This is a genomic window from Chryseobacterium sp. C3 (assembly GCF_014218905.1).
Lineage (GTDB): Bacteria > Bacteroidota > Bacteroidia > Flavobacteriales > Weeksellaceae > Chryseobacterium > Chryseobacterium mucoviscidosis.
In genome coordinates this window covers 16515-40055 of record NZ_JACLCU010000014.1, presented here as the reverse complement: position 1 = coordinate 40055, position 23541 = coordinate 16515, and the positions used below count along the sequence as shown (strand labels likewise).

26 protein-coding genes are annotated in these 23541 nt (G+C 36.2%); 17 read left to right on the top strand and 9 right to left on the bottom strand.

Translation table 11 applies throughout. The features are described 5' to 3' along the window. Window positions 1-48 precede the first annotated feature (48 nt). The 3 genes from H6W53_RS20815 to H6W53_RS20805 form a co-directional block, all read right to left on the bottom strand. Window positions 49-540 carry a sulfurtransferase gene (locus H6W53_RS20815; protein WP_185209476.1) on the bottom strand — a complete coding sequence of 164 codons (492 nt, stop codon included), beginning with the start codon at window positions 538-540 and terminating at the stop codon, window positions 49-51. A gap of 78 nt (window positions 541-618) precedes the next feature. Then, the gene (locus H6W53_RS20810; protein WP_076394022.1) at window positions 619-1020 is read right to left on the bottom strand and encodes an OsmC family protein; all 402 of its coding nucleotides are present in this window, start codon (window positions 1018-1020) and stop codon (window positions 619-621) included. 28 nt (window positions 1021-1048) lie between these two features. Further along, a complete protein-coding gene (locus tag H6W53_RS20805; protein WP_185209474.1) occupies window positions 1049-1897 on the bottom strand; it encodes a hydroxymethylglutaryl-CoA lyase in 849 nt (282 codons plus the stop codon). Window positions 1898-2087: 190 nt separating this feature from the next. On the opposite strand from H6W53_RS20805, the gene pepT reads away from it, so the two are divergent. Beyond that, the gene (gene pepT / locus H6W53_RS20800; protein ID WP_185209472.1) at window positions 2088-3335 is read left to right on the top strand and encodes a peptidase T; all 1248 of its coding nucleotides are present in this window, start codon (window positions 2088-2090) and stop codon (window positions 3333-3335) included. Between the two features lie 161 nt (window positions 3336-3496). On the opposite strand, the gene H6W53_RS20795 is transcribed toward pepT, so the two are convergent. Further along, the gene (locus tag H6W53_RS20795) at window positions 3497-4141 is read right to left on the bottom strand and encodes a hypothetical protein (protein WP_185209470.1); all 645 of its coding nucleotides are present in this window, start codon (window positions 4139-4141) and stop codon (window positions 3497-3499) included. A 197-nt stretch (window positions 4142-4338) separates the two neighbouring features. Here H6W53_RS20795 and H6W53_RS20790 point away from each other — a divergent pair, with 197 nt between their 5' ends. Beyond that, window positions 4339-4626, top strand: coding sequence for a hypothetical protein (locus H6W53_RS20790; protein ID WP_185209468.1), 288 nt, complete (start codon window positions 4339-4341; stop codon window positions 4624-4626). A gap of 56 nt (window positions 4627-4682) precedes the next feature. Here the strand turns inward: H6W53_RS20790 and thiL are convergent, their stop codons facing one another. Both thiL and H6W53_RS20780 read right to left on the bottom strand, forming a co-directional pair. Next, a complete protein-coding gene (thiL, locus tag H6W53_RS20785) occupies window positions 4683-5744 on the bottom strand; it encodes a thiamine-phosphate kinase (RefSeq protein ID WP_116099052.1) in 1062 nt (353 codons plus the stop codon). Window positions 5745-5814: 70 nt separating this feature from the next. Next, the gene (locus tag H6W53_RS20780; RefSeq protein ID WP_185209466.1) at window positions 5815-6309 is read right to left on the bottom strand and encodes an acyl-CoA thioesterase; all 495 of its coding nucleotides are present in this window, start codon (window positions 6307-6309) and stop codon (window positions 5815-5817) included. Between the two features lie 176 nt (window positions 6310-6485). On the opposite strand from H6W53_RS20780, the gene H6W53_RS20775 reads away from it, so the two are divergent. The 3 genes from H6W53_RS20775 (at window position 6486) to H6W53_RS20765 (ending at window position 9608) form a co-directional block, all read left to right on the top strand. Beyond that, window positions 6486-7688, top strand: a complete 1203-nt coding sequence (locus tag H6W53_RS20775; protein ID WP_185209464.1) for an NAD(P)/FAD-dependent oxidoreductase — start codon at window positions 6486-6488, stop codon at window positions 7686-7688. 367 nt (window positions 7689-8055) lie between these two features. After that, a complete protein-coding gene (locus tag H6W53_RS20770; protein ID WP_185209461.1) occupies window positions 8056-8694 on the top strand; it encodes a DUF2306 domain-containing protein in 639 nt (212 codons plus the stop codon). Continuing rightward, window positions 8691-9608: a YARHG domain-containing protein gene (locus tag H6W53_RS20765; RefSeq protein WP_185209459.1), complete on the top strand. Its 918-nt coding sequence runs from the start codon at window positions 8691-8693 to the stop codon at window positions 9606-9608. Before H6W53_RS20770 ends, H6W53_RS20765 begins: the two co-directional genes overlap by 4 nt. Window position 9609: 1 nt before the next feature. Here the strand turns inward: H6W53_RS20765 and H6W53_RS20760 are convergent, their stop codons facing one another. Further along, window positions 9610-10023, bottom strand: coding sequence for a DUF2809 domain-containing protein (locus tag H6W53_RS20760; RefSeq protein ID WP_317169764.1), 414 nt, complete (start codon window positions 10021-10023; stop codon window positions 9610-9612). Window positions 10024-10289: 266 nt separating this feature from the next. Here H6W53_RS20760 and H6W53_RS20755 point away from each other — a divergent pair, with 266 nt between their 5' ends. Together H6W53_RS20755 and H6W53_RS20750 are read left to right on the top strand one after the other, a co-directional pair. Then, a complete protein-coding gene (locus H6W53_RS20755) occupies window positions 10290-10721 on the top strand; it encodes an energy transducer TonB (RefSeq protein ID WP_185209457.1) in 432 nt (143 codons plus the stop codon). A 40-nt stretch (window positions 10722-10761) separates the two neighbouring features. Further along, window positions 10762-11193 carry an energy transducer TonB gene (locus H6W53_RS20750; protein WP_185209455.1) on the top strand — a complete coding sequence of 144 codons (432 nt, stop codon included), beginning with the start codon at window positions 10762-10764 and terminating at the stop codon, window positions 11191-11193. Window positions 11194-11200: 7 nt separating this feature from the next. Here H6W53_RS20750 and mutS read toward each other — a convergent pair whose 3' ends face one another. Beyond that, window positions 11201-13792 carry a DNA mismatch repair protein MutS gene (gene mutS, locus H6W53_RS20745; protein WP_185209453.1) on the bottom strand — a complete coding sequence of 864 codons (2592 nt, stop codon included), beginning with the start codon at window positions 13790-13792 and terminating at the stop codon, window positions 11201-11203. Window positions 13793-13889: 97 nt separating this feature from the next. Beyond that, on the bottom strand, window positions 13890-14756 hold the full coding sequence (locus tag H6W53_RS20740) for a cupin-like domain-containing protein (protein ID WP_185209451.1): 867 nt from the start codon (window positions 14754-14756) through the stop codon (window positions 13890-13892). A gap of 505 nt (window positions 14757-15261) precedes the next feature. Here H6W53_RS20740 and H6W53_RS20735 point away from each other — a divergent pair. The 10 genes from H6W53_RS20735 to H6W53_RS20690 all read left to right on the top strand — a co-directional run bounded on the left by H6W53_RS20735 (window position 15262) and on the right by H6W53_RS20690 (window position 23526). After that, a complete protein-coding gene (locus H6W53_RS20735; RefSeq protein WP_087711950.1) occupies window positions 15262-16143 on the top strand; it encodes a bestrophin family protein in 882 nt (293 codons plus the stop codon). A 62-nt stretch (window positions 16144-16205) separates the two neighbouring features. After that, entirely contained in the window at window positions 16206-16736 is a 531-nt protein-coding gene (locus H6W53_RS20730; protein ID WP_185209449.1) for an RNA methyltransferase, read from the top strand. A 260-nt stretch (window positions 16737-16996) separates the two neighbouring features. Next, window positions 16997-17572 carry a CBS domain-containing protein gene (locus H6W53_RS20725; protein WP_228457850.1) on the top strand — a complete coding sequence of 192 codons (576 nt, stop codon included), beginning with the start codon at window positions 16997-16999 and terminating at the stop codon, window positions 17570-17572. A gap of 6 nt (window positions 17573-17578) precedes the next feature. Beyond that, window positions 17579-18445 (top strand): NAD kinase, encoded by an 867-nt coding sequence (locus H6W53_RS20720; protein WP_087711954.1) that lies wholly within the window; start codon window positions 17579-17581, stop codon window positions 18443-18445. Window positions 18446-18516: 71 nt separating this feature from the next. After that, on the top strand, window positions 18517-19587 hold the full coding sequence (gene fbaA, locus H6W53_RS20715) for a class II fructose-bisphosphate aldolase (RefSeq protein WP_185209445.1): 1071 nt from the start codon (window positions 18517-18519) through the stop codon (window positions 19585-19587). 94 nt (window positions 19588-19681) lie between these two features. Beyond that, on the top strand, window positions 19682-20536 hold the full coding sequence (gene accD / locus H6W53_RS20710) for an acetyl-CoA carboxylase, carboxyltransferase subunit beta (protein WP_108410373.1): 855 nt from the start codon (window positions 19682-19684) through the stop codon (window positions 20534-20536). Between the two features lie 55 nt (window positions 20537-20591). Next, on the top strand, window positions 20592-21104 hold the full coding sequence (locus H6W53_RS20705; protein WP_087711959.1) for a DUF6973 domain-containing protein: 513 nt from the start codon (window positions 20592-20594) through the stop codon (window positions 21102-21104). A 177-nt stretch (window positions 21105-21281) separates the two neighbouring features. Further along, the gene (locus tag H6W53_RS20700) at window positions 21282-22685 is read left to right on the top strand and encodes a nucleoside recognition domain-containing protein (RefSeq protein WP_185209443.1); all 1404 of its coding nucleotides are present in this window, start codon (window positions 21282-21284) and stop codon (window positions 22683-22685) included. 50 nt (window positions 22686-22735) lie between these two features. Next, on the top strand, window positions 22736-23101 hold the full coding sequence (locus H6W53_RS20695) for a four helix bundle protein (RefSeq protein WP_116099264.1): 366 nt from the start codon (window positions 22736-22738) through the stop codon (window positions 23099-23101). A gap of 35 nt (window positions 23102-23136) precedes the next feature. Continuing rightward, complete coding sequence (locus H6W53_RS20690) at window positions 23137-23526, top strand: hypothetical protein (RefSeq protein WP_185209441.1); 390 nt, start codon at window positions 23137-23139, stop codon at window positions 23524-23526. Window positions 23527-23541: the final 15 nt, after the last annotated feature.

The window sequence follows — 23541 nt, the reverse complement described above, 5'->3', positions numbered from 1 at the left end:
TAACAATTTAAGAAGTTCTTGATCGCTTAGCATTATACAAAGATAAAGCTACTTAACATTCCCCCCCCCAACTTTTGCGCTTGATCCAGGAAGAGTCCAGTTTTCTTTCTGGATCAATTCAGCTTTTTCGAAAGATTCTTCACCGGAAGAAAATTCAACACCTTCTTTTTCTGCATTCTGAAAACCGCCATCCAAAACCTGAACGTTTTCAAAACCGAAAGCTTTCAGCATCCACCAAGCTCTTGCAGAAGCGTTTGATCCGTTTTTATCATCGTAAATAACAAGATGGTTATTTTCTGAAATTCCAAGATTTGAAATTGTTTCTGCAAATTTTTTAATTTCCGGAAGCGGATGTCTTCCTCCAAAAGCAGCATTCTCCCCGATTTCAGCAAGGTCTTTATCCAGATCGATGAATCTCGCTCCTTTAATATGCTTATTCAGATAACTTTGATAAACGTCTTTTCCCACTCTTGCATCAAGAATGATAAGATTTTCTGTTGGAAGATTTTTAAGTTCTGAAGGTGAGATGATTGGTGACATTTTTTGCTTGGTTTAAATTAATATTGTAGAAGTTTTCAACAAAAATAAAACCGCAGAAAATTTCTACGATGTATTATTTTATTGATAAATGAAAATCATTGTCTGTACCAAATCCGGATGAAGGCTTTTCGCAACCGGACAATTATGCGCTGTTTCTTCTATAAAAGCTTTTTCTTTGTCGGAATAAGAATTCGGAAACACAAAATTGCAAACAATTTCGCCGATTCTTCTTGGTTCGCCTTTCATAATCTTTTGAAGATTACAATAAGCACCATCAATGTTAATCTTTTTTTCTTTGCCTAAAATCGCAATGGTTGTAAGTGCACATTCTGCCAGAGAAGTTGCACACAAATCTGTGGGAGAAAATTTTTCACCTTTTCCGTGATTATCTGTCGGCGCATCGCTTTCAATAAGAGTTCCGGATTGTAAATGCTCTGCTGAACATCTCAAATCTCCAATATATGTAATTTTTGAAGTCATACTAATTAATAATAAAAGAAAACTTGTCTCAAAAATGAAAAATATCTTTCGCTTTGTTATAAGAACTTTCGAAGTTCAGCAGATTGAGTTTATGGTCTGCTTTTTCTACGCTCATAAAGTTGACCACCTGTTCGGTCGGCATATTTCCCACCAGATCATCTTTCGCCATCGGACAGCCTCCGATTCCTTTAATGGCACTGTCGAATCTCGTACATCCCTGATCGTAAGCGGCTTTCAGTTTAGCATAAGAATCTTCATAACGGTTATGGAAATGTGCTCCAAAATTAATTTCAGGATATTTTGAAGGAATTTTTCCGAACAAAAGAGAAATGGTTTCCGGCGTTGCCACTCCCGTTGTATCAGAAAGTAAGATCTCTTTAACGCCAATTTCAGAAAATCGCTGAGCCCAGAAATCTACCTCTTCCCACTTCCACATTTCGCCGTAAGGATTTCCAAAAGCCATTGAAAAATAAATGTTTAACTGTCTGTTTTCATTTTTTACCAGTTCCAGTATTTTGATAATTTCCTGAAAAGCTTCTTCCTGATTTTTATTCGTATTTCTATGCTGAAAAGTTTCGGAAATGGAAAACGGAAAGCCGATAATGTCTACCGACTGATGTTTTAATGCTTTTTCAGCTCCTCTGTAATTGGCAACAATCGCAGAAACTTTGGTATTGGATCGGGATTTATCGATGTTTTCCGCCACCTCATCAGAATCTGCCATTTGCGGAATTGCTTTCGGAGAAACAAAACTCAGACAGTCCAGAACATCAAAACCCACATCCATAAGAGAATTGATGTAATCTATTTTTTTATCAGTCGGGATGAATTCTCCCCACCCCTGCATTGCATCACGCGGACATTCTGTAAGAAACATTTTTAACGTTTAGGTTTTCTCAAATATAATAAAACTAAACAAGTTTATCTAAGATTAAAACAAAGCAATCATTATTTTGATTTTCAGCATTTTATATCATATTAATAATCTCAACAGCTTCTATTCGGTCACAAATAAATTATTCTGAGCATCAAATTTGCTAACTTTACAGGAAATTTATACCAATATAATGAGCGCAATAGAATTCAGCCCTTTGTGGAAAGAAAAGCTACTGAACCGTTTTCTTAATTACGTAAAAATCTATTCAACCAGCGACGCAGAAAGCGAAACCACTCCTTCTACAGAAAGACAGTGGAATATCGCCAACTACATCACGGAAGAACTGAAAACGATAGGTCTTGAAAATGTATCGATCGATGAAAATGGTTATATCATGGGATACGTTCCTTCTAATCTTGAGAATAATGACAAACCGACCATCGGATTTATTTCGCATTACGATACTTCACCGGATTTCAGCGGAGAGAATGTAAAACCGCAGGTTTGGGAAAATTATGACGGAGGAGATCTGGTTTTGAATCGGGCAACAGGATTTACTTTATCGCCATCAAAATTTGAAAGTTTAAAAAAATATATCGGTCAGACCTTAATTACCACAGACGGAAATACCCTTCTTGGAGCCGATGATAAAGCAGGTTGTGCAGAAATTGTAACGGCTGCGGAATATTTAATGGCTCATCCGGAAATCAAGCACGGAAGAATCGCGGTTGGATTTACGCCTGATGAAGAAATCGGAAGAGGAGCACATAAGTTTGATGTGGCAAAATTCGGGGCTGAATTTGCCTACACGATAGACGGCGGAGAAGTTGGCGAACTGGAATATGAAAACTTCAACGCGGCTGGAGCAGTGGTAAAAATCCACGGATTGAGCGTTCATCCGGGTTATGCGTACGGAAAAATGATTAACGCCGCTTTACTGGCTTCTGAATTTGCACAAATGCTTCCTGCCAATGAAACCCCTGCAACGACTAAAGGTTTTGAGGGTTTTTATCATTTAATGGACTTAAATGCAGATATTTCTGAGGCTAAATTGCAATACATCATCCGTGATCATGATGCTGATAAATTTGAGGCAAGAAAGAAATTCATGGAAGAAAAAGTAGCTGAGTTTAATAAGAAACACGGCGAAGGAACTGCCGAAATCGAAATTAAAGAGCAGTACAGAAACATGAAGCAGCAGTTTGAAGGAAAAATGCACATCGTAGATCTTGCCGCAGCAGCGATGAAGGAAGCAGGAATCGAACCAAAGATTAAAGCAATCCGCGGAGGAACCGACGGAGCGCAGTTATCTTACATGGGACTTCCTTGTCCGAATATTTTTGCGGGAGGAATCAATTTCCACGGACCGTATGAATATGTGGCTCTAGAAAGCATGGAGAAAGCGATGGAAGTGATCTTGAATATTGCGAAGGCTTAAAAAATTCTAATTTATATAACTAATCCGGCTTGATAATATTGAGTCGGATTTTTTATCCTACAAATCTCCTTTCTTAAATTTATCCTCTGGATTTTTTATAACATATTTTACAAATCTTTCATCACATGCCCCAAATCTTGAAAGATTCTCTCTACATTCATTTACCAATTAAAATTTCTTTCAACATAAGTATTTTCAAAAATATTCCAGGGAATACTGCCTGCATTTTTTAAAATTATATTGTTCTTTTTATGAACAAAAATTTTTATTAATTCTCCCGCATGATGATAGCCGTTTAAAACAATAGCATGAATGAATTCCGAACCCAGAAGACTTAAATATTTTTTAAATTTATCCTCTTTTTCATCCTCAAGGAATGTTAAATCTAAATCATCAAAAATTACCGTATGATCAACTATGATTTGGGCTAAATGTTTTGCGTTATTAAAAGCTGCAAAATTCTTAAACCTTTTTTCTGTAGAATTAATATCAGACTCTACGACATCCAAATACACTTTTCTTCCGGAATTTAAATAATAATCTTTCTGATATTGTTTCATTCCCTTCGGAAATTCTATTTCGTCTCTTCTGAAAGCTCTTTTCCATTCATCTATTTTAGACAGAATATTATCCTCTGAATATGCCCATAGAAACGAATAAATCTTTTTGTCTTTTTCAAAATAATCATCAATATGCAGATCTTCATTCCGATCATAAAAAATCCAGGAGGTTGTATAGTTGAAAAGGATTGATTCATCTAAAATTTTAGATAAAAAATAATTTTTCTCATCAATAAAGGATCTCATTTGTAAATCATTTGACTGTTGCAAATTAAACAAAAAAACCACTATAAAAGCAGTAGTCTCACAATATTTTAATTTCCTTCACACTACAAATTTTTTGCATATAATGCTTCTATGATCCACTGACACAAAATTATCCTGACATTTTTATACATTATTGGTCTGATTTTTGTTGAAAATCAAAAAAAACATTTTTATAAATGAAAAAGAGATTATATTCAGCAGCATTGATTCTTTTATTGGGAATAGGAGTATCTGCACAAAAAACAAATTCTGTAAAGCAGGAGGTAAAAAAAGATGCCAAAAAAGTAGGAACCGCTGTTAAAGACGGCGCAGAATGGACCGGCAAAACCGCAGAAAAAGGTTATGATGCAACCAAAAAAGGTGTTAAAAATGCAGCAAAATGGACCAAAAAAACGGCTAAAAAAGGTGCAGATGCGGTAGACAAATCCTACCAGAATGTAAAAGCAGACATTAAGAAAGATTAATTACTAAAAAACCACCGCTATTGCAGTGGTTTTTTAATATCTAAACAGTAAATTATCTATCCTTGCTGATTTCCCAGAAAAGCGTCCCAACCCTGCGCTGTTAAAGCAACCAGTTGATTAGAACCTCTCGCCACCATAAAATTTCCGTCTTCTTTTTCAACGGCATGACCGATGATGGTAAAATCCGGATGGTTTTTAATTTTATCAAAATCATTTGGCGAAATCGTGAATAATAATTCATAATCCTCCCCTCCGCTTAAAGCAGCCATCACAGGATTTAAATTGAATTCATCCGCTGTTGTAATCGTTAAATTATCCATCGGAATTTTTTCTTCATACAATCTGAATCCTACTTTCGACTGATCTGAAAGGTGAAGAATTTCAGAAGCCAGACCGTCAGAAACATCAATCATAGAAGTTGGCTTGATATCCAGTTGTTCTAAAATCCCTTTTACATCGGTTCTTGCTTCAGGCTTCAACTGTCTTTCCAGAATATAATCGTAGCCTTCCATTTCCGGCTGCATATTAGGATCGGCTAAGAAAACAGCGTGTTCCCTTTCCAAAATCTGAAGTCCCATATAAGCGCCTCCTAAATCTCCGGTTACCACCAAAAGATCGTTTGGTTTTGCCGTACTTCTTTTCACAATATGTTCATCATTCTCCATTCCGATTGCCGTAATACTCATTACCAAACCGGCATTGGAACTCGTTGTATCTCCGCCAATTAAGTCAACTTTATATCTTGCGCAAGCAGTCTGAATTCCGGAATAGATTTCTTCCAGAGCTTCCACCGGAAAACGATTGGAAACGGCAAGAGAAACCAAAATCTGAGTTGGCGTTGCATTCATCGCTGCAATATCGCTGAGATTTACAACAACCGCTTTATAGCCTAAGTGTTTCAAAGGCACATATCCCAGATTGAAATGAACACCCTCCGCCAAAACATCTGTTGTAAGAACCACTTTCTTATTTCCGGGATTAATCACTGCCGCATCATCTCCCACTCCAAGCTCCGAAGATTCGTTGGATAGAGGAAAATGCTCCGTTAAATGTTTAATTAAACCAAATTCTCCCAGTTTGGAAATTGGCGTTAATTCTGGATCTTTATCTTCAAACATATTTTTAATTATAAGTAATAAATAATGGGTAATGAGTAATTTTAAAACAATAAACTCAAAACCTTACATCTTAAACAGCAAATACTGCAGGATCAACATTTTCCGGACGGAAAGGAAGTTTTTTGAAATCTTCTCTCGTTAAAACTACGGTCTCCGGAGATTTATATTTGTTCATAGCTTCCACCACATCATCGGGCGGCGTTGTCATTTTTCTCAGCATCATATCGATCCAGACTCCGGTTGCTTCTGCAGTGGCACAATGTTCTCCGTCGGTTGTGTAAAATTTATGTACAAAACGGTAAATAGAACAGTCTTCTGCACAGCCGTCAATTTCAAGACTTACAATCACAGTCTGGTCTGCAAATATTTCTTTGAAGAAAGAAAATCTTTCGTGCATGATTACTGGACCGATTCCCCATCGGCTCATTTGGGTAACGCCCATTTTTTCCTGCTTCATAAAAGCCATTCTGGTTTGCGCACAATACTGTACGTAAGATGAATTTGCCAGATGTTTGTTGGCATCAAGATCGCTCCAGCGAACTTCAAATGTATGGTAGAATTTCATTTACTTTTTGTTTTAAAATATAAATTGTATGATTTTTTATCACAAAAACCATTTTTGGCAGTCAATAATTTCACTGTAAAAATGAAAAATTATATTCCTCAAAATTACTCAAATAAGATGGTTTATAAAAATTGTAGTTTTGCAAAAGTAATCTTGAGCATAAGATTGAAAGAATTATGAAACAAATTATCATTATCGGAGGTGGCGCGGCAGGATTTTTCGCAGCATCGAATCTGGACGAAACAAAATATAAAATTACCATTCTCGAGCAGAATTCAGATGTTCTTCAGAAAGTAAAAATTTCGGGAGGAGGACGCTGTAATGTGACTCATGCCTGTTTTGATCCCAGAGAACTAGTACAGTTTTATCCCCGCGGAAACAAGGAATTGTTGAGTGTTTTCACCAAATTTCAGCCGGGAGACACGATGGATTGGTTTGAGCAGAGAAATGTTCCGTTAAAAATAGAAAATGATAACCGTGTTTTCCCGGAAAGCAATTCTTCGCAGACGATCATCAATACTTTTCTACATGAAATTCAGCAGAAAAATGTTGAAGTGAAAACCAAATGTTCTGTAAAAGAAATTGAAAAATCGGGTGAAAAATATATCGTTAAGACCAGTTTAGGTGATTTTGAAGCTGATTTTATCATTTATACAACCGGAAGCTCGCCAAAATCTCTGAAAATGATCGAAAATTTAGGTCATAAAATTATTGATCTGGTTCCCTCGCTTTTTACTTTTAATATTAAAGATGATTTGCTGAAAGATTTAGCCGGAACAAGCTTTGAAATGGCGGAAACTTCCATTCCGAAACTGAAAACCGAAGAAAGCGGACCTTTACTGATTACGCATTGGGGACTTTCGGGACCTGCAATTCTGAAAATTTCAGCTTGGGAAGCGATCAATCTGGCGAAAGTAAAATACAATTTTGAAATTGAGGTAAATTTTATCTCAAAAGATATTGATGATGCGGAAGAATTGTTTCTAAACTTCAAACAATCGAATCCAAAGAAAACCATCGGACAATCAAAGATTTTTGATATCACCAATCGTTTCTGGCAGAGAATTCTGGAGGTTTCAAAAGTGGATCTGAATAAACAGGTTGCCCAGATTTCAGGAAAAGAAATGCAGACTATTCTTGAAAATCTATGCAAAAAGAAATTTAATGTCACCGGAAAATCGACGTTTAAAGATGAATTTGTAACGGCAGGAGGCGTTGATTTAAAGGAAATTAATTTTAAAAACCTGTCTTCGAAAATTTTGCCTACCTTTTACGTTGCCGGAGAAGTCTTAAATATTGATGCCGTTACTGGCGGATTTAATTTTCAGGCTTGTTGGAGTGAAGCGTGGCTGATTGCGCAGGATTTGAATCTGAAATAATAATTTAAACACAAATTACACGAATCTTTTTTTCACTAATTACACAAATTATTTGTGACCATTTGTGAGAAATTGGTGACATTAGTGTTTAGATAAAAACACAAATTGCACGAATCTTTTTTTCACTAATAACACAGATTATTTATGATCATTTGTGAGAAATTGGTAACATTGGTGTTTAACTTAAAACACAAATTACACGAATCTTCTTTTCACTAATTACACAAATTATTTGTGGACATTTGTGAGAAATTGGTGACATTAGTGTTTAGATAAAAACGAATTGCACGAATCTTTTTTCACTAATTACACAAATTATTGTGATCAATTGTGAGAAATTTGTGATATTAGTGTTTAAAAACAAAAAATGCTTTCCGTCAAAAAAAATATTTCGAACACCTTTAAAATCCTTTTAGTTATTGGATTTGGATATTTCTTTTGGCTGATGCTGAAAATTACGTTAGAATATATTCCGTTGCGCTCTGGTGTGAGTTTTTTAATGATCAAACAGACGGAAGTTACCAACAGACCGGAATATCTTTATTTTTTCTACACTCACGTCTACACAAGTATTTTTGTTTTGCTGAGTGGATTTTTAGCGATTCTCAGAAAAGATTTAGGCATAAAAAATTTCCACAAAAACACCGGAAAGATCTACATTTTTATGATCTTGCTTTTCGCGGCTCCGTCTGGAATTTACATGGGTGTTTTTGCCAATGGCGGAATTTTATCGAAGGTTTCCTTTGTAATTCTCGGCTGTTTGTGGTGGTTTTCAACTTTTAAAGCCTATCAGTTTGCCCGACAGAAAAAATTTAAAGAGCATAAACAATGGATGTGGCGTAGTTTTGCGCTGACACTTTCCGCAGTAGCATTAAGAATGTGGAAGGTAATTATTGTATATTTATTCCACCCGAATCCGATGGATGTTTATCAGATCATAGCATGGTTGGGCTGGATTCCGAATATCTTATTAATTGAATATTTAATTGCAAAAAAACACATATGAAAATTTTAAAATTATCGTTAATCTCCTTATTAACAATAGGTTTAACCGCCTGTAAAAAGGATGTAAAAACAACAGATCCTTCAAAAGACAGTCTTACGGCAAAGAAGGATTCTGTAGTTGTTCCCGAAGTTTACAAAGAATATTACGGAATTTATATGGGCGATTTTGCGGGAAAAGAAATGATTCAGCCGGAGATCGGAGAAGCGTATGAAGGTGAAATTTATAAAAAAATTGCCCTGAAAATCAACCGGATTACCAAAGACAGTGTGTACGGACAAAGTATTGTTGATGGAAATCAAAGACCATTCAGAGGAGTTTTTAACGAAACTTCAAAATCCTTTATTCTGGATGAACCCGGAAATGATAAGACCGACGGAAGATTCGAGGTAAAATTGAACAACGACAGTCTTACCGGAAGCTGGAATGCCTTTAATAAATCGGCGGTAAAAGCTCCGAATAAAACTTTAAAGCTTGTGAAAAAAGAGTTTGTATACAACCCGAATTTCATGCTGAATGAAAATAACGACCTCATCGACTGGGAAAATCCGAAAGATTTCGTAGAAAAATACACCGACGAAGAAACCGGAAAGACTGAAACCTACACCGAATCCAGAAACAGAATTGCTTCAGATGCTGTTTTTAAAATCAATGCATCCAAGCAGAAATTATCGGAAAAAGATCTTAAAAACCTCAGAAAACTGGATATGGAAATCATTAAAAACGCAGTTTTCGCGAGACACGGCTATGCTTTTAAGAAGCAAACGTACCGAAATTTCTTTGAGCAGACCGACTGGTACATTCCGGTTTCCAATAACGTAGACCGCGAGCTTTCTCCTCTTGAAAAGGAAAATGTAGCTTTACTGAACCGCTTCATCAAATACGCTGAAGATAAATACGACAGTTTCGGAAGGTAGTTTAATGTGTTGTTTGAGGATTTTTCTGAAATTTAACAAAAACAAAAAGCAATAAGCATCCAACGAAGTAGCACAGAATATCAATCCACGAAAACGAATTTCCGATTACGATATACATCAGGCTTCCTTTCCGGAAGCCTAATTTTTCAGCAATATTGAAATATTGGGCAACTTCTACCAGAAAAGAAAAAATCAGGATACTGAGAATCAATTTTTTATTATCTTCAATTCTGAAAAATGTTTTGATGAAAGTATAGATCAGCATCACAACAATCACATCTCCGAGATACGCTCTCACAAAGAAAATATCTTTGAGTTTGGTGGCGATTAAAACTTCCGTCAGAAATATAAAAACGGTAGCCAGAAAATATGTATAATTAAATGTAACCCTAAATGCCAATCCTTTTTCTTCCACTTGTAGTCCTTTTTATGTATTATGTAGGTTTTATAACCCTTACAAAATTAAAAATAAAGCAGATTGATAACGATAACAAAACTCATTTTCTGAGATTTTTTTCAGGGTTTATCGTGATGGCTCTTCTTGCTTTATTGATTTTACTGATAAGATGGATCATTACACTACATCAACCTAATGATTTCCACTGATTATTATTAAAAAATTAATTTTCATTCGGCTTTATTTTTGATGCTTTAAAATATCATTTCTCATAACACAATTATATGAAAAAGCTGATTATTTTTTTAGGCTTATGGTTAAGTTTCTCATTATCTGCACAAACCAAGCAGTATAATTCAGTAAAAGAACTTCCGGATTACGCTGTTCTAAGGACGAAAATGAAGCTTGATGATGTCTACACCAAAGCAGATAATCCGGCGGAATTTCCCGGCGGAATGGAAACGTTCAAAAGGGAATTTTCAGAGAAAATGGATGTTATTGATGTAAAATCTAAAAAAATAAATACCCGGGTTTATTTTATTGTCGAAAAAACAGGCTATGTAAGATATGTAACTGCATTAGGAGACGATCCTAAACACTCCAAAGCCGCAGAAATTGCTGTAAGAAGACTTTTTGTAAAATGGAAACCCGCAACAATCAAAGGGGAACCGGTAAGATTTCTTTATACTTTTCCGCTTACTTTGAAGAAATTTTAAATTTCGTTTGCAATTAAAATTTATTTTTGCAAAAACTTTAATGATGAAAATAATTCCATTTTTAGCTGTATTTTTTCCTGTGCTTATCTTTTCTCAAGAACAGCCCATCCAAACAACTCAGCTTAACGAACTTTTAATTACTGAAAAAAATGGTAGGGCGACGATTGATGCAGAAAAGCCGGCAACATTTCCTCTTGGGGTGACAGTATTGAGAAATAAAATCGCTAAAAACTTCAGAATGCGAAAAGTACACAGTAATGCTGAAACAGAATCCTGTTCAATTACTTTTTTAATTGATAAAGAAGGTTTTGTGACAGAAGTAAAGGCATACGGAGACAATGAGAGCTTTAACAGAGAAGCTGAAAGAGCTCTTTTAAAAATTAAAGATAAATGGACTCCTGCTGAACTTAACGGAGAAAAAGTTCGTTACAGATTTCGAATTCCTTTAACAATTTCTTTTAATCAGAAATAACAGAAAACTATCCTCCAATCATTTTCTTAATCGCATTCAGTTTCATCAACGCTTCAATTGGCGTTAATGTATTGATGTCGATTTTCGTTAATTCTTCTTTGATGCTTTCCAGAACCGGATCGTCTAACTGAAAGAAAGAAAGTTGGATATTTTCTTCCGTAACGCGCTTGATCTTTTCAGAAGAACCTCCGCTTTGGGAACGGCTTGCTTCCAGCGTTTTCAGAATTTCATTGGCTCTGTTCACGACTTTGGAAGGCATTCCCGCCAGTTTTGCCACATGAATACCGAAACTGTGTTCGCTTCCTCCCGGAACCAGCTTTCTTAAAAAGATGATATTTCCTTTATTCTCCTGAATGGAAACGTGGAAATTTTTCACGCGCTCGAAACTTACGGTCATTTCATTCAGTTCGTGATAATGCGTTGCAAACAGTGTTTTTGCCTGAGTCGGATGTTGGTGAAGATATTCCGCAATCGCCCATGCAATGGAAACTCCGTCATAGGTAGAAGTTCCGCGCCCGATTTCGTCCAGTAAAATTAAACTTCTCTCGGAAATATTATTCAGAATATTCGCTGCCTCGTTCATTTCCACCATGAAAGTTGATTCACCCGCAGAAATATTATCCGTTGCGCCAACTCTTGTAAAAATTTTATCCAAAACCCCGATTTCAGCATGTTTTGCCGGAACAAAACTTCCGATCTGAGCCAATAAACAAACAATTGCAGTCTGACGAAGAATTGCCGACTTACCCGCCATGTTCGGTCCGGTTACCATGATGATCTGCTGAGAATCTTTATCTAGGAAAATATCATTCGGAATGTATTTTTCGCCTAAAGGAAGTGCATTTTCTATGATCGGGTGTCTTGCTTCTTTCAGATCGATGGCAAAACTTTCATTTAAAACAGGTTTGGTATAACTCTCAGAGACAGCCAGTTCGGACAAACCAACGGCAACATCCAACTGTGCAATAATTTTAGAGTTTTCCTGAATCTGATCAATGTGAACCATCGTTTCGGAACATACATTTCTGTACAGTTCGTTTTCTAAAACGCCGATTTTTTCTTCGGCTCCAAGAATCTGATTTTCATACTCTTTCAGTTCTTCTGTGATGTAGCGTTCTGCATTTACCAGCGTCTGTTTTCTCAGCCAATCGCCTGGAACTTTATCTTTATGGGTGTTTCGAACTTCAATATAATAGCCGAAAACATTGTTGAAATCAATTTTCAGACTCGAAATTCCTGTTCTTTCGATTTCTCTCTGACACATTTCATCCAGAAAACCGCGACCTTTGGATTGTAATCCTCTTAAACGATCCAGTTCTTCGGAAATTCCTTCTTTAATGACGTTTCCTTTAGATAAATTCACCGGAAGCTCATCATTCAGATGGTTCTGAAGGCATTTTATCAATTCATCCTGATCATACAAAGGATCCAGCCAAGCCAAAATATCGGCATGAGGATGAAGCAACGCTTTGATTTTATGAATATTAATTAAACTCTGGCGAAGATATCCTAGTTCTTTCGGTGAAATTTTTTCCGCCGCCAGTTTTCCCATCAGTCGATCCAGATCAGAAATTGATTTTAATAATTGTGAAATTTCATATTTAAGATGGTCATTTTCATTTAAAAAATCAATTAAAGACAATCTTCTGTTGATTTCATCCACCGATTTTAACGGCAGGATAATTCTTCTCCTCAATAATCTTCCTCCCATCGGAGTCGAAGTTTTATCGATAATATCTAGTAATGATTTCCCCTGCGGATTGCTTGGATACACAATTTCAAGGTTTCTCAGTGTAAAATTATCCATCATTAGAAAGTCTTCCTGCGGAATGATCTGAATTTTGGTGATGTGAGACAGCAAATTATGATGGGTATCTTCCACCAAATAAGCGAAAATCGCTCCTGCTGCGGTAATTGCCAATGGCTGATTTTCCACTCCAAAACCTTTTAACGAATTGGTTTTAAAGTGATTCGTCAGTTTTTCGTAAGCGAAATTATACTGATACGCCCAGTCTTCAAGTTTGAAAGCGTTTTTATTTTTAATCTGTTCCGGAATCTGAACACTTCGCTGGTAAATAATCTCACTCGGATCAAATGTATTGACGATATGAAGCAGTTTTTCCAGATTTCCTTCACTCACCAGAAATTCTCCCGTAGAAATATCCACCAAAGCAATCCCGAATTTTTCCTTTTCTTTATGAAGAGAAAGAAGAAAATTGTTCTTTTTTGAATTTAGGACCTGATCATTAAACGTAACTCCCGGTGTTACCAGTTCCGTGACTCCCCTTTTTACGATTCCCTTCACCATTTTCGGATCTTCCAACTGGTCGCAGATCGCAACTCTCATTCCCGCTCTCACCAGTTTTGGCAAATAAGAATCTACCGAATGGTGCGGAAATCCTGCCAGTTCGATATGACCTTCTCCGTTGGCTCTTTTCGTTAAAACGATCCCTAAAATCTGTGATGTTCTCACGGCATCCTGCCCGAAAGTTTCATAAAAATCCCCTACTCTGAATAGCAAAAGTGCATCAGGATATTTCGCCTTGATGGTATTGTACTGCGTCATTAACGGGGTTTCTTTCTTCGCTGCCTTTGCCATTACAATCGTTCTTAAATTTGGGTCGTAAAAGTATGAAATAAAATAGTAGAAGTAAAGTCTGAAACTTACAACTTAAAAAAAGAAATTTCTTTTATCATTAAGAATGTTTAGCCAAAGCTTCCGAACTTTTCTTATATGCCCACTTCTGTTTGTAATTCACCCACTTTGCTTTAAAAATTTTTCGCATAATTTTATCGGTATATCGCATGATAAAAACATGATACAGCATATTCGCGAAAACATTCGGTTTATTGGGTAATGCACGAAGCGACATTGAAAACCCGGGTTCTAAATATCGATTAAAATGCCAGAAAGCTCCCGGAATAAAAAGCGCATCGCCATGTTCCATGAAAATTTCAAAACCTTTGGCATGTTTCAGGGCGGGAAATTTTTCGTAGTCCGGATTTTCGTAATCTATATCATAAATGGTATGAACCGACAACGGAACTTTATATAAAAATGCAGACTGTTTCTTATCGAATAACAGAATTCTTTTCTTTCCTTCAAAATGAATGTGCAGAAAATCCCCCAAGTCCACATCATAATGCATCAGAACGTGCGCTTCACTTCCCCCGAAGAACAAGGTCGGAAGACGTTTGAAAAATTTCATTCCCAAATCCGGATACGTAAAGTTTTTCAGCAGTTCCGGAAGCCGGTCTGTAATGATATAAAAGAAAATCCTGAGATCGGAGGGTTTACTTTTTATCGTATCAATATAATCCTTCATTTTCATTCTGGTAACCGGAGCGTCGCTGCTTTTATTCGCGTCGGCAGGTTTGTTGTCGTACAAAGGAACTTCCTGTTCACCTGCTTTTTCACGGATAAAATCAAAATTCCATTTGTCGAAGGCATCCCACCGGCTTGCAAAATTTTTAATCAGAAGCGGTTTATGCTTTTTGAAATAATTTTTCTGGAAATCTTCTTTACTGATATCGTTAACAACATCTACACTTTCGAGAATCATTTTGTGTGGTATTTTTAATGCGAAATAAAAATAGTGTTTTTTTGAAATTTGGTGAAATTTTAAAGATAATATAATGTCACAAGGATTTTTTACAAAATTAAATTTTATTCGATATAGAATTGGCAGAATTCGTTTTTAACGCGACGTTCGCAAAGATTCTTTTTAAATGCTGAAAATATTCTTCCGTTCGCTAAGGCGTTTCACTCAGCTAAGGATGATTGCTATAACTTGCTAAACTCAATGTTTTTACAATTAAAGATATCTCTTATCCCTTTTTCAACGCCTTTTTTTTCAACTAGTTACTTTTGCTGTCATTTGCTGAACACAGTGCCTTGGCGATCAAAAAATATACATAAAAAATTAAAATAAATCTTTGCGAACGTCGCGTTAAAAATTAATTATATTCTCTAAATCACATCTTTAAAATCACAATTCATATGTTTTAAATTTTTTAGTAAAGTCGGGATAAAACTAAAATTTTATCTTTGTAAGACGAACGAAATCTATGAGAGTTTACAATACCAAACATTTCCTGAAAATCCTTTTCAGCTTACATAAAAGCGATACTTTAAAAATATTATTTCCAAGCATGATCCTCGTCGGATTGTATTCGTGGGGTGTAGAATACCTTGAAATTGAACATTTCCGTCTTAATTCAAAATCGGGAATCAGCAATGTGGGTTTAATTCATTCTCTATTGGGCTTTGTGCTTTCTTTGTTGTTGGTTTTCAGAACAAACACAGCTTATGACCGATGGTGGGAAGGCAGAAAACTGTGGGGAAAGCTGGTGAATGACACCCGGAATTTTGCCATAAAAGTCAATACTATTTTGGGCGACGACAGACAGAATGCTGAGCAAATTGCAAGATACTTAAAATTTTTTCCGCATTTTCTGGCAAAACATTTATCTAAAGAATCTACCCGACTGGCTTTGGATGAAGATTATTCTGAAATCGAGAAAGAGCTGAAAAATCACGGTCCGAGTGAAATTATCATTCTGATGAGCCACAAATTAAATCAGTTAAAGAAAGAAGGAAAAATCTCAGATATTGAAATGCTGTATCTCGACACCCAGCTTTCGGGTTTTCTGGATGTTTGCGGCGGTTGCGAGAGAATTAAAAATACACCGATTCCCTATTCTTATTCATCGTTCATTAAAAAGTTTATCATTCTGTATGTTTTTGCACTGCCGATTGCTTACGTTATCAATATCGGAAATTACATTATTCCGCTTACGGTATTCATTTATTATGTTCTGATGAGCCTTGAGCTGATTGCCGAAGAAATTGAAGATCCTTTTAATAATGACGAAAACGATATTCCGATGGAAACCATTGCCCAGAATATTGAGAAAAACGTTCATCAGATCATGGGTACTAAAAAATAACAAAATCCGTTTTTATCTGAAAATCGTAAATATTTATACCTAATTTTGACAAAAAAATAAAATTGGTACAGAAATTAAAACTGGAAGAACTCAACAGAATTGATGTGGAAACCTTTAAATCGGTTGAGAAAATTCCTTTGGTAGTAGTTTTAGACAACATCAGAAGCATGCACAATGTGGGTGCAACGTTCAGGACGGCAGATGCGTTTTTGGTTCAGAAGATTATCCTTTGCGGAATCACGCCGCAGCCGCCACACCGCGAAATCCATAAAGCTGCTTTGGGAGCTACGGAAAGCGTAGACTGGAGTCATGAAAATGATATTAATACAGCCATTAATGATTTAAAATCTCAGGGATTTGAAGTCTTGGGAATCGAGCAGACGACGAACAGCCAAATGATCACAGATTTCACCATCGATCAAACAAAAAAATACGCGGTGATTTTAGGAAATGAAGTGGAAGGAATAAGCGATGAAGCGTTGCCGAATATTGATTCTTTTCTTGAAATTCCTCAGTTGGGAACCAAACATTCTTTAAATGTAAGTGTTTGCGGAGGAATTGTGATGTGGGAATTTGCAAAGGCTTTAAAATAAAAAAACTGCATATGTCTAAGAGACAGTGCAGTTTGAAATAAATCTAATAAAAAGTAAAAATGAAAGGCGACAAAGGTACTCTTTTTTTTTACACCAACAAATTTTAAAATTATTTTTTTTTATTTTCCTGAAAAAAAGTATCATTTTGAAGAAAAGTTTCGTTTAATTTTTTATAAATTAGCACAATGTTTATCAAGGATTATATCTCAAAAGACTTCCCGTGTTTCAGCCTTTCTGACTCGATAGAATCAGCCAGGGAAATGTTAGAAGCATTTGGATATTCTCATATTTTCATCAAAAAATCCCATCATTTTTACGGTGCAATTGCACAGGATTTCCTGTATGAAGAGGAAGGGATGCTGAAAAACCTCGAACATCAGATCGAGCGTTTTGCCATTCTGGAGGACAACAATATTATGGACAGCATCAGAATATTCTATACCTTCAATTCCAACGTGATTCCTGTTATTAATAATTCCGAGAAATATCTGGGATACATTAGCTGTGAGGATATTTTTCAGGATTTTTCAAAATATCCGCTGTTTTCCGAATCGGGAGCCATTCTTACGGTTGAAACGTCGGCAAGAAAATATTCGATGACGGAGATTGCCAATATTGTGGAAAGCAATAATTCCAAATTTTACGGTGCGTTTATCAGTTTCATGTCGGATGAAGTGATTCAGGTGACGATAAAGATCAGCAATGAAAATCTGAGTTCTATTGATGAAACATTCGACCGATATGATTACCGCATTGTACAGAAGTACTATTCTGATGAAAAATCAGACTTATTGCAGGACAGATTCGGGTTTTTCCAGAAATTCATAGAAATATAAAAACTAATGAAGGCAGCCATTTATTCTCAGAAAAAAGATCTTGATACTTTTTTATATTTAAGCAAATTTATTTCCGAGCTGGAAAGCAGAGGTGTAAAATCTGTTCTGTACGATGAGATGGCTGAAGCGCTTCAGTTTTCAAAGATTTTCGAAACATTTAATAATAAAAAAGACCTTCTGGAAAAAGAAGTAGATCTTTTCTTCACTTTTGGCGGGGACGGAACGATTGTAAACTCCCTCACTTTCATTGAAGATCTTGAAATCCCGATCGTCGGGGTAAATACCGGAAGATTAGGATTTCTGGCAAGTTTTACCAAAGAAGAAGCATTTAAGGAGCTGGATTCTATTCTGAAAGGCGATGTAAAAACAAGCCGCCGCTCTGTAATTCAGGTTGTTTCACCTGTTCTGGAAGATTTTTTCCCGTATGCTTTAAATGACGTTACGGTTTCCCGAAAAGAAACCACTTCCATGATTACGGTAGATTCTTATATTAACAATGAGTTTCTGAATGTTTTCTGGGGAGACGGTGTTATTGTTTCCACTCCTACAGGTTCTACGGCGTATTCGTTGAGCTGCGGAGGACCGATTATTTCCCCAAACAACGAGAACTTCGTTATCACTCCTATTGCACCGCATAATCTTAATGTAAGACCTTTGGTTGTGAATGACAGCGTGGAAATTAAATTCGGAGTTGAAAGCCGCGTGTCACAATATTCTCTTTCTCTGGACTCGCGGTTGATTCATATCGAAACAGATCAGGAAATTGTGATTAAAAAAGCGGATTTTCAGATATTACTCGTTCAGCCGAATAACTTAAGTTTCTACGAAACCATCCGCCAGAAGCTACTTTGGGGAAGAGATAAAAGAAATTAAGAATATTTTAAAAATTATTACCTTTACAGGAATTTAAAAACACCCTAATAATTTATATTAAAAAGCAAAACATGAGCAGAATTTTCCCGGCAGGAGTTGCCACAGGTCAATTAGTTACTGATATTTTTCAGCATGCTAAAGAAAACAAATTTGCATTACCAGCAGTAAACGTAATTGGTTCCAGCAACGTAAACGCGGTTTTGGAAACTGCAGCAAAACTAAACTCACCTGTTATCATTCAGTTCTCTAACGGAGGAGCTGCTTACAACGCAGGAAAAGGGTTAAGCAACGACGGACAGAAAGCAGCTATTTTAGGAGCTGTAGCCGGAGCAAAACATATCCATACCCTTGCAGAAGCATACGGAGCAACGGTAATCCTTCACACAGACCATGCTGCAAAAAAATTATTGCCTTGGATCGACGGGTTGATGGATGCTAACGAAGAATTCTACAAGCAGACAGGAAAATCGCTGTATTCTTCTCATATGCTGGATCTTTCTGAGGAATCTCTGGAAGAAAACTTAGAAATTTCAGCAAAGTATTTTGAAAGAATGGCTAAACTTCAGATGACTTTAGAAGTGGAAATCGGAGTTACAGGAGGTGAAGAAGACGGTGTAGACAATTCGGATGTAGACAATTCTAAATTATATACGCAACCGGAAGATATCGCTTACACTTATGAAAAGTTAAAAGCTGTTTCTGGTAACTTTACGATTGCAGCAGCTTTCGGAAACGTACACGGTGTTTATAAGCCAGGAAACGTGGTTCTTACGCCAAAAATCCTTGATAATTCTCAGAAATATGTTCAGGAGAAATTCGGAACTGCTGAAAAGCCGATTAATTTCGTATTCCACGGAGGTTCCGGATCTACTTTGGAGGAAATCAGAGAAGCGATTGATTACGGGGTAATTAAAATGAATATTGATACTGACCTTCAGTTCGCATACACAGAAGGAATCAGAGATTATATGGTAAACAATATCGATTATTTAAGAACTCAGATCGGAAATCCGGATGGAGAAGAAAAACCGAACAAAAAATTCTATGATCCAAGAGTTTGGGTAAGAAAAGGTGAGGAAACTTTCTCTAAGAGACTGGTTCAGGCATTTGAAGATTTAAATAACGTAAATACGCTAAAATAAAAATCATTAATGATAAATGATGATTGATAATTGATTTCCATTAAACAGTTTTTTCATCATTTATCGTTTATTTTTCATCAATTATATAAACAATATGGCATTCGAGTGGTTTAAAAGAAAAGCACAAAATATTACGACATCTACTGATGAGAAAAAAGACGTTCCCAAAGGTCTTTGGCATCAGACTCCATCAGGAAAAGTGGTGGAGCATGACGAATTGAAGAGAAATAACTATGTTTCTCCGGAAGACGGTTTCCATGTAAGAATAGGAAGTGCAGAGTTTTTTGAGATCCTTTTCGATGAAGGCAAATTCACGGAACTGGATGCCAATGTTGAAAGTATTGACATTCTGAACTTTAAAGATACTAAATCTTACACAGACCGTCTGAAGGAAGTAAAAGCTAAAACCAAACTTACCGATTCCATCAGAAATGCAGTAGGAACCGTAAAAGGTACTGAAATGGTTGTTTCCTGTATGGATTTTGCTTTCATCGGCGGTTCTTTAGGTTCCGTAATGGGAGAAAAAATCAGAAGAGCGATCGATTACTGTATCGAGAAAAAACTTCCTTATATGATTATCTGCCAATCCGGTGGCGCGAGAATGCAGGAAGCAACGTATTCTTTGATGCAGTTGGCTAAGGTACAGGCTAAACTGGCTCAGCTTTCAGAAGCGGGACTTTTATACATCGCTTACCTTTGTGATCCTACTTTTGGCGGAATTACAGCTTCTTTCGCCATGACAGCAGATATCATCATGGCTGAACCGGGAGCTTTAATCGGTTTCGCAGGGCCTAGAGTTATCCGTGAAACCATCGGAAGAGATTTACCGGAAGGTTTCCAGACTTCAGAATTCCTTCAGGAAAAAGGTTTTGTAGATTTTATCGTTAAAAGAACAGAAATCCGAGATACTGTTGCCAAAACAGTAAATTTATTAGCTGTAAAAGCATAATAATTTGTAACAAAATAACACAATCTCTCTCTAATTAGGGAGAGATTTTTTATTCATGAGAACTTTCAAGATATTTTTCAGTACCATCCGAAGTATGAGCTTTAAAAAGATTATCCGTCTTTTAACGCTAGTTCTTCCCCATCCTGTTTTCTCATTGCTCAGTTTTCATGCCACCGTTCAGGCATACACCATTGCCCAGAAAAAATTCCCTAAAACTGCATCTACCAATGGTGTGGGAAATGCATTCAGACACGCATTGTGGTGCTGTTTCATTGCGATGTACTGCTCCAAAGTCTCCTCACCTCAGAAAGCGCTGAAATTCTGTAAAAGAATCACCGATATGCACGAAGAATTATTCCCGAACAAGCCTCTGGAAACCAAAATGGATCTTCACAACAACAAATTCGGGATGAATTACTTTAAAGAATTGCTTCCTGGAGTTCACCGCCAGTTTTTCGAGAAAAGTTTTTTCATTGAAGGCTTAGAAAAGAAAATGAAAGATGCTAAAGTTCTGAAAAATCTGGACGATGATTTTGAGGGATTTCTGGTTTATCTGGATGAAAAATAAATTTAACCATTAAGGAGAATTAAGGTTTTAAGTTTAATTAAGATAAATCATTCTGATTTTTAGGCTTTCCTTAATATTCTTAATTTCTTATTGAATCTTAATGGTTCAAAGAAATAAAAGTTTTTTCAAGTTTTACTTATAATTTATTATCTTTTCTAAAATTTTTAATTTATTCAAATGGTTCTCAGCAGAATTTGGTCGGCATTCATTATCATTGCCATTGCCATTGCAGGTATAAAATACGTTTCATCAGGCAACTACAAAACTATTTTCAATGATATGGTTGTAGGAAAGGGCGGCGATACCGTACAGATTGCCACTCAGAAAATGAATACACTCTCTCCTCTTGTGCAGGACAGCCTCATGAAAAAGACTGATTTTGCGGACAGCAGAATTCATTATAAAACAGATTCTTTAAAGCAGGATGTAAAAGTGTACCGTGTTCAGGAATCGGATGGGGTAATCGGAACTTCTGAAACGGCAGTGAAAATCTGTCTCGGACTTATAGGAATTATGACTCTATTCATGGGCTTCATGAGTATTGCGGAAAAAGCCGGAGGAATCAATCTTTTAAGCCGGTTAATTCAGCCTTTTTTCTCAAAATTATTCCCCGACATTCCTAAAAACCACCCCGCTTTCGGACATATGCTGATGAATTTCAGTGCCAATCTTCTCGGTTTGGATAATGCAGCAACACCTTTTGGATTAAAAGCAATGGAAAGTCTTCAGACCCTGAATCCAAATAAAGATACGGCAAGCAATTCGCAGATCATGTTCCTCTGTCTTCATGCAGGAGGTATGACTCTAATTCCGGTTTCCATCATTGCAATTCGCGCTTCGATGGGATCAAAAACGCCTACCGATATTTTTCTTCCGTGCATGATCGCTACATTTGCGGCAACTTTAGCCGCGATGATTGTGGTTTCTTTATATCAGAAAATCAACCTTTTAAAACCTGTAGTTCTTGCCTACGTTGGCGGAATTTCTGCCATAATCGCGTTGTTGGTTTTGTACCTCACTCAATTAAGCAAGGATGAACTGGATGATTTCAGCAAAGTATTAAGCAACGGATTGATTCTTTTTATATTTTTAGCCATTGTTCTTGGTGCTGTTTATAAAAAAATTAATGTTTTTGATGCTTTCATTGAAGGCGCCAAAGAAGGTTTTACAACATGTGTAAAGATTATTCCTTATTTGGTCGGAATGCTGATCGCTATTTCGCTATTAAGAACTTCCGGAGTATTTGACGTGATTATCGACGGAATGAAATGGGTTGCCTATTCTGCAAATTTAGATTCGAGATTTGTAGACGGACTTCCAACCGCTTTAATCAAACCTTTGTCCGGATCAGGAGCAAGAGGAATGATGGTTGATACCATGACAACTTTCGGGGCAGACAGTTTTCAGGGAAAATTAGCGGCTGTTCTTCAGGGAAGCTCAGACACGACTTTTTATGTCATTGCTGTTTATTTTGGAGCCGTAGCCGTAAAGAATACAAGATACACGGTAATTGCCATGCTTCTGGCGGATTTGGTGGGGATTATTACTTCTATCATTCTAGCATATCTTTTCTTTGGATAAGAGTTGCTGGTTAATGGTTATTAGTTTATTGTTCTAATATAAAAACACATATGAGTTATACGAAACTTGATATTTATAACATTTCGTTTGAATTATTTATTGAAACCCATCGGCTTTCTTTTAAATTGCCAAAATATGAAACTTATGAATTAGGAAGCCAGCTAAGACGCTCTTCGGATTCTATTGTTACAAATATTGTAGAAGGCTATGGAAGAAAAATTTATAAAGGTGAATTTATTCGCTTTTTGGTTTATTCACAAGGCAGCTGTGATGAAACAGTTTGTCATTTATCAAAACTATCCAGACTTTATCCTGAATTAAATTCAGATTTTGAAAATAAAGCACAAGAATACAAACTTCTGGGAGGAAAAATAAACAACTTTATAAAATATGTCCAATTAAACTGGCGTACATAGACAAGCAACCACAAACCAATAACAAGAAACAATTTATGATCACAGATAAAGAATTCACCCTACGATTAATACGCCAGTTAACTCAGGCATTAGAAAAGCTTATTTTGGATAAACCTGAAGAAAGTTTAATGCAGAAAGAGCTTGATTTTGAATCTTTAATGAAAGACATTTTCAAGTTTGATTTTACAACGCTTTCATCAAAACCGAAAGAGGAAATCATAGAAATTGTTAATGAAAGACAGGAAAGAGACCATAAAGATTACTATGAAATGTTAGGAAATCTTTTCTATTTTAACGGAAAACAATCTGATAATAAAGATTTTTTAGATAAAGCAAAAACATTCTATGAACTGTATCTCCAAACCAGCGGAATATTTGCGTTTCCGGTTATTAACAGAATTGCGGAAATAAAAAAAAGCACTTGAGTAAAGTGCTTTTGT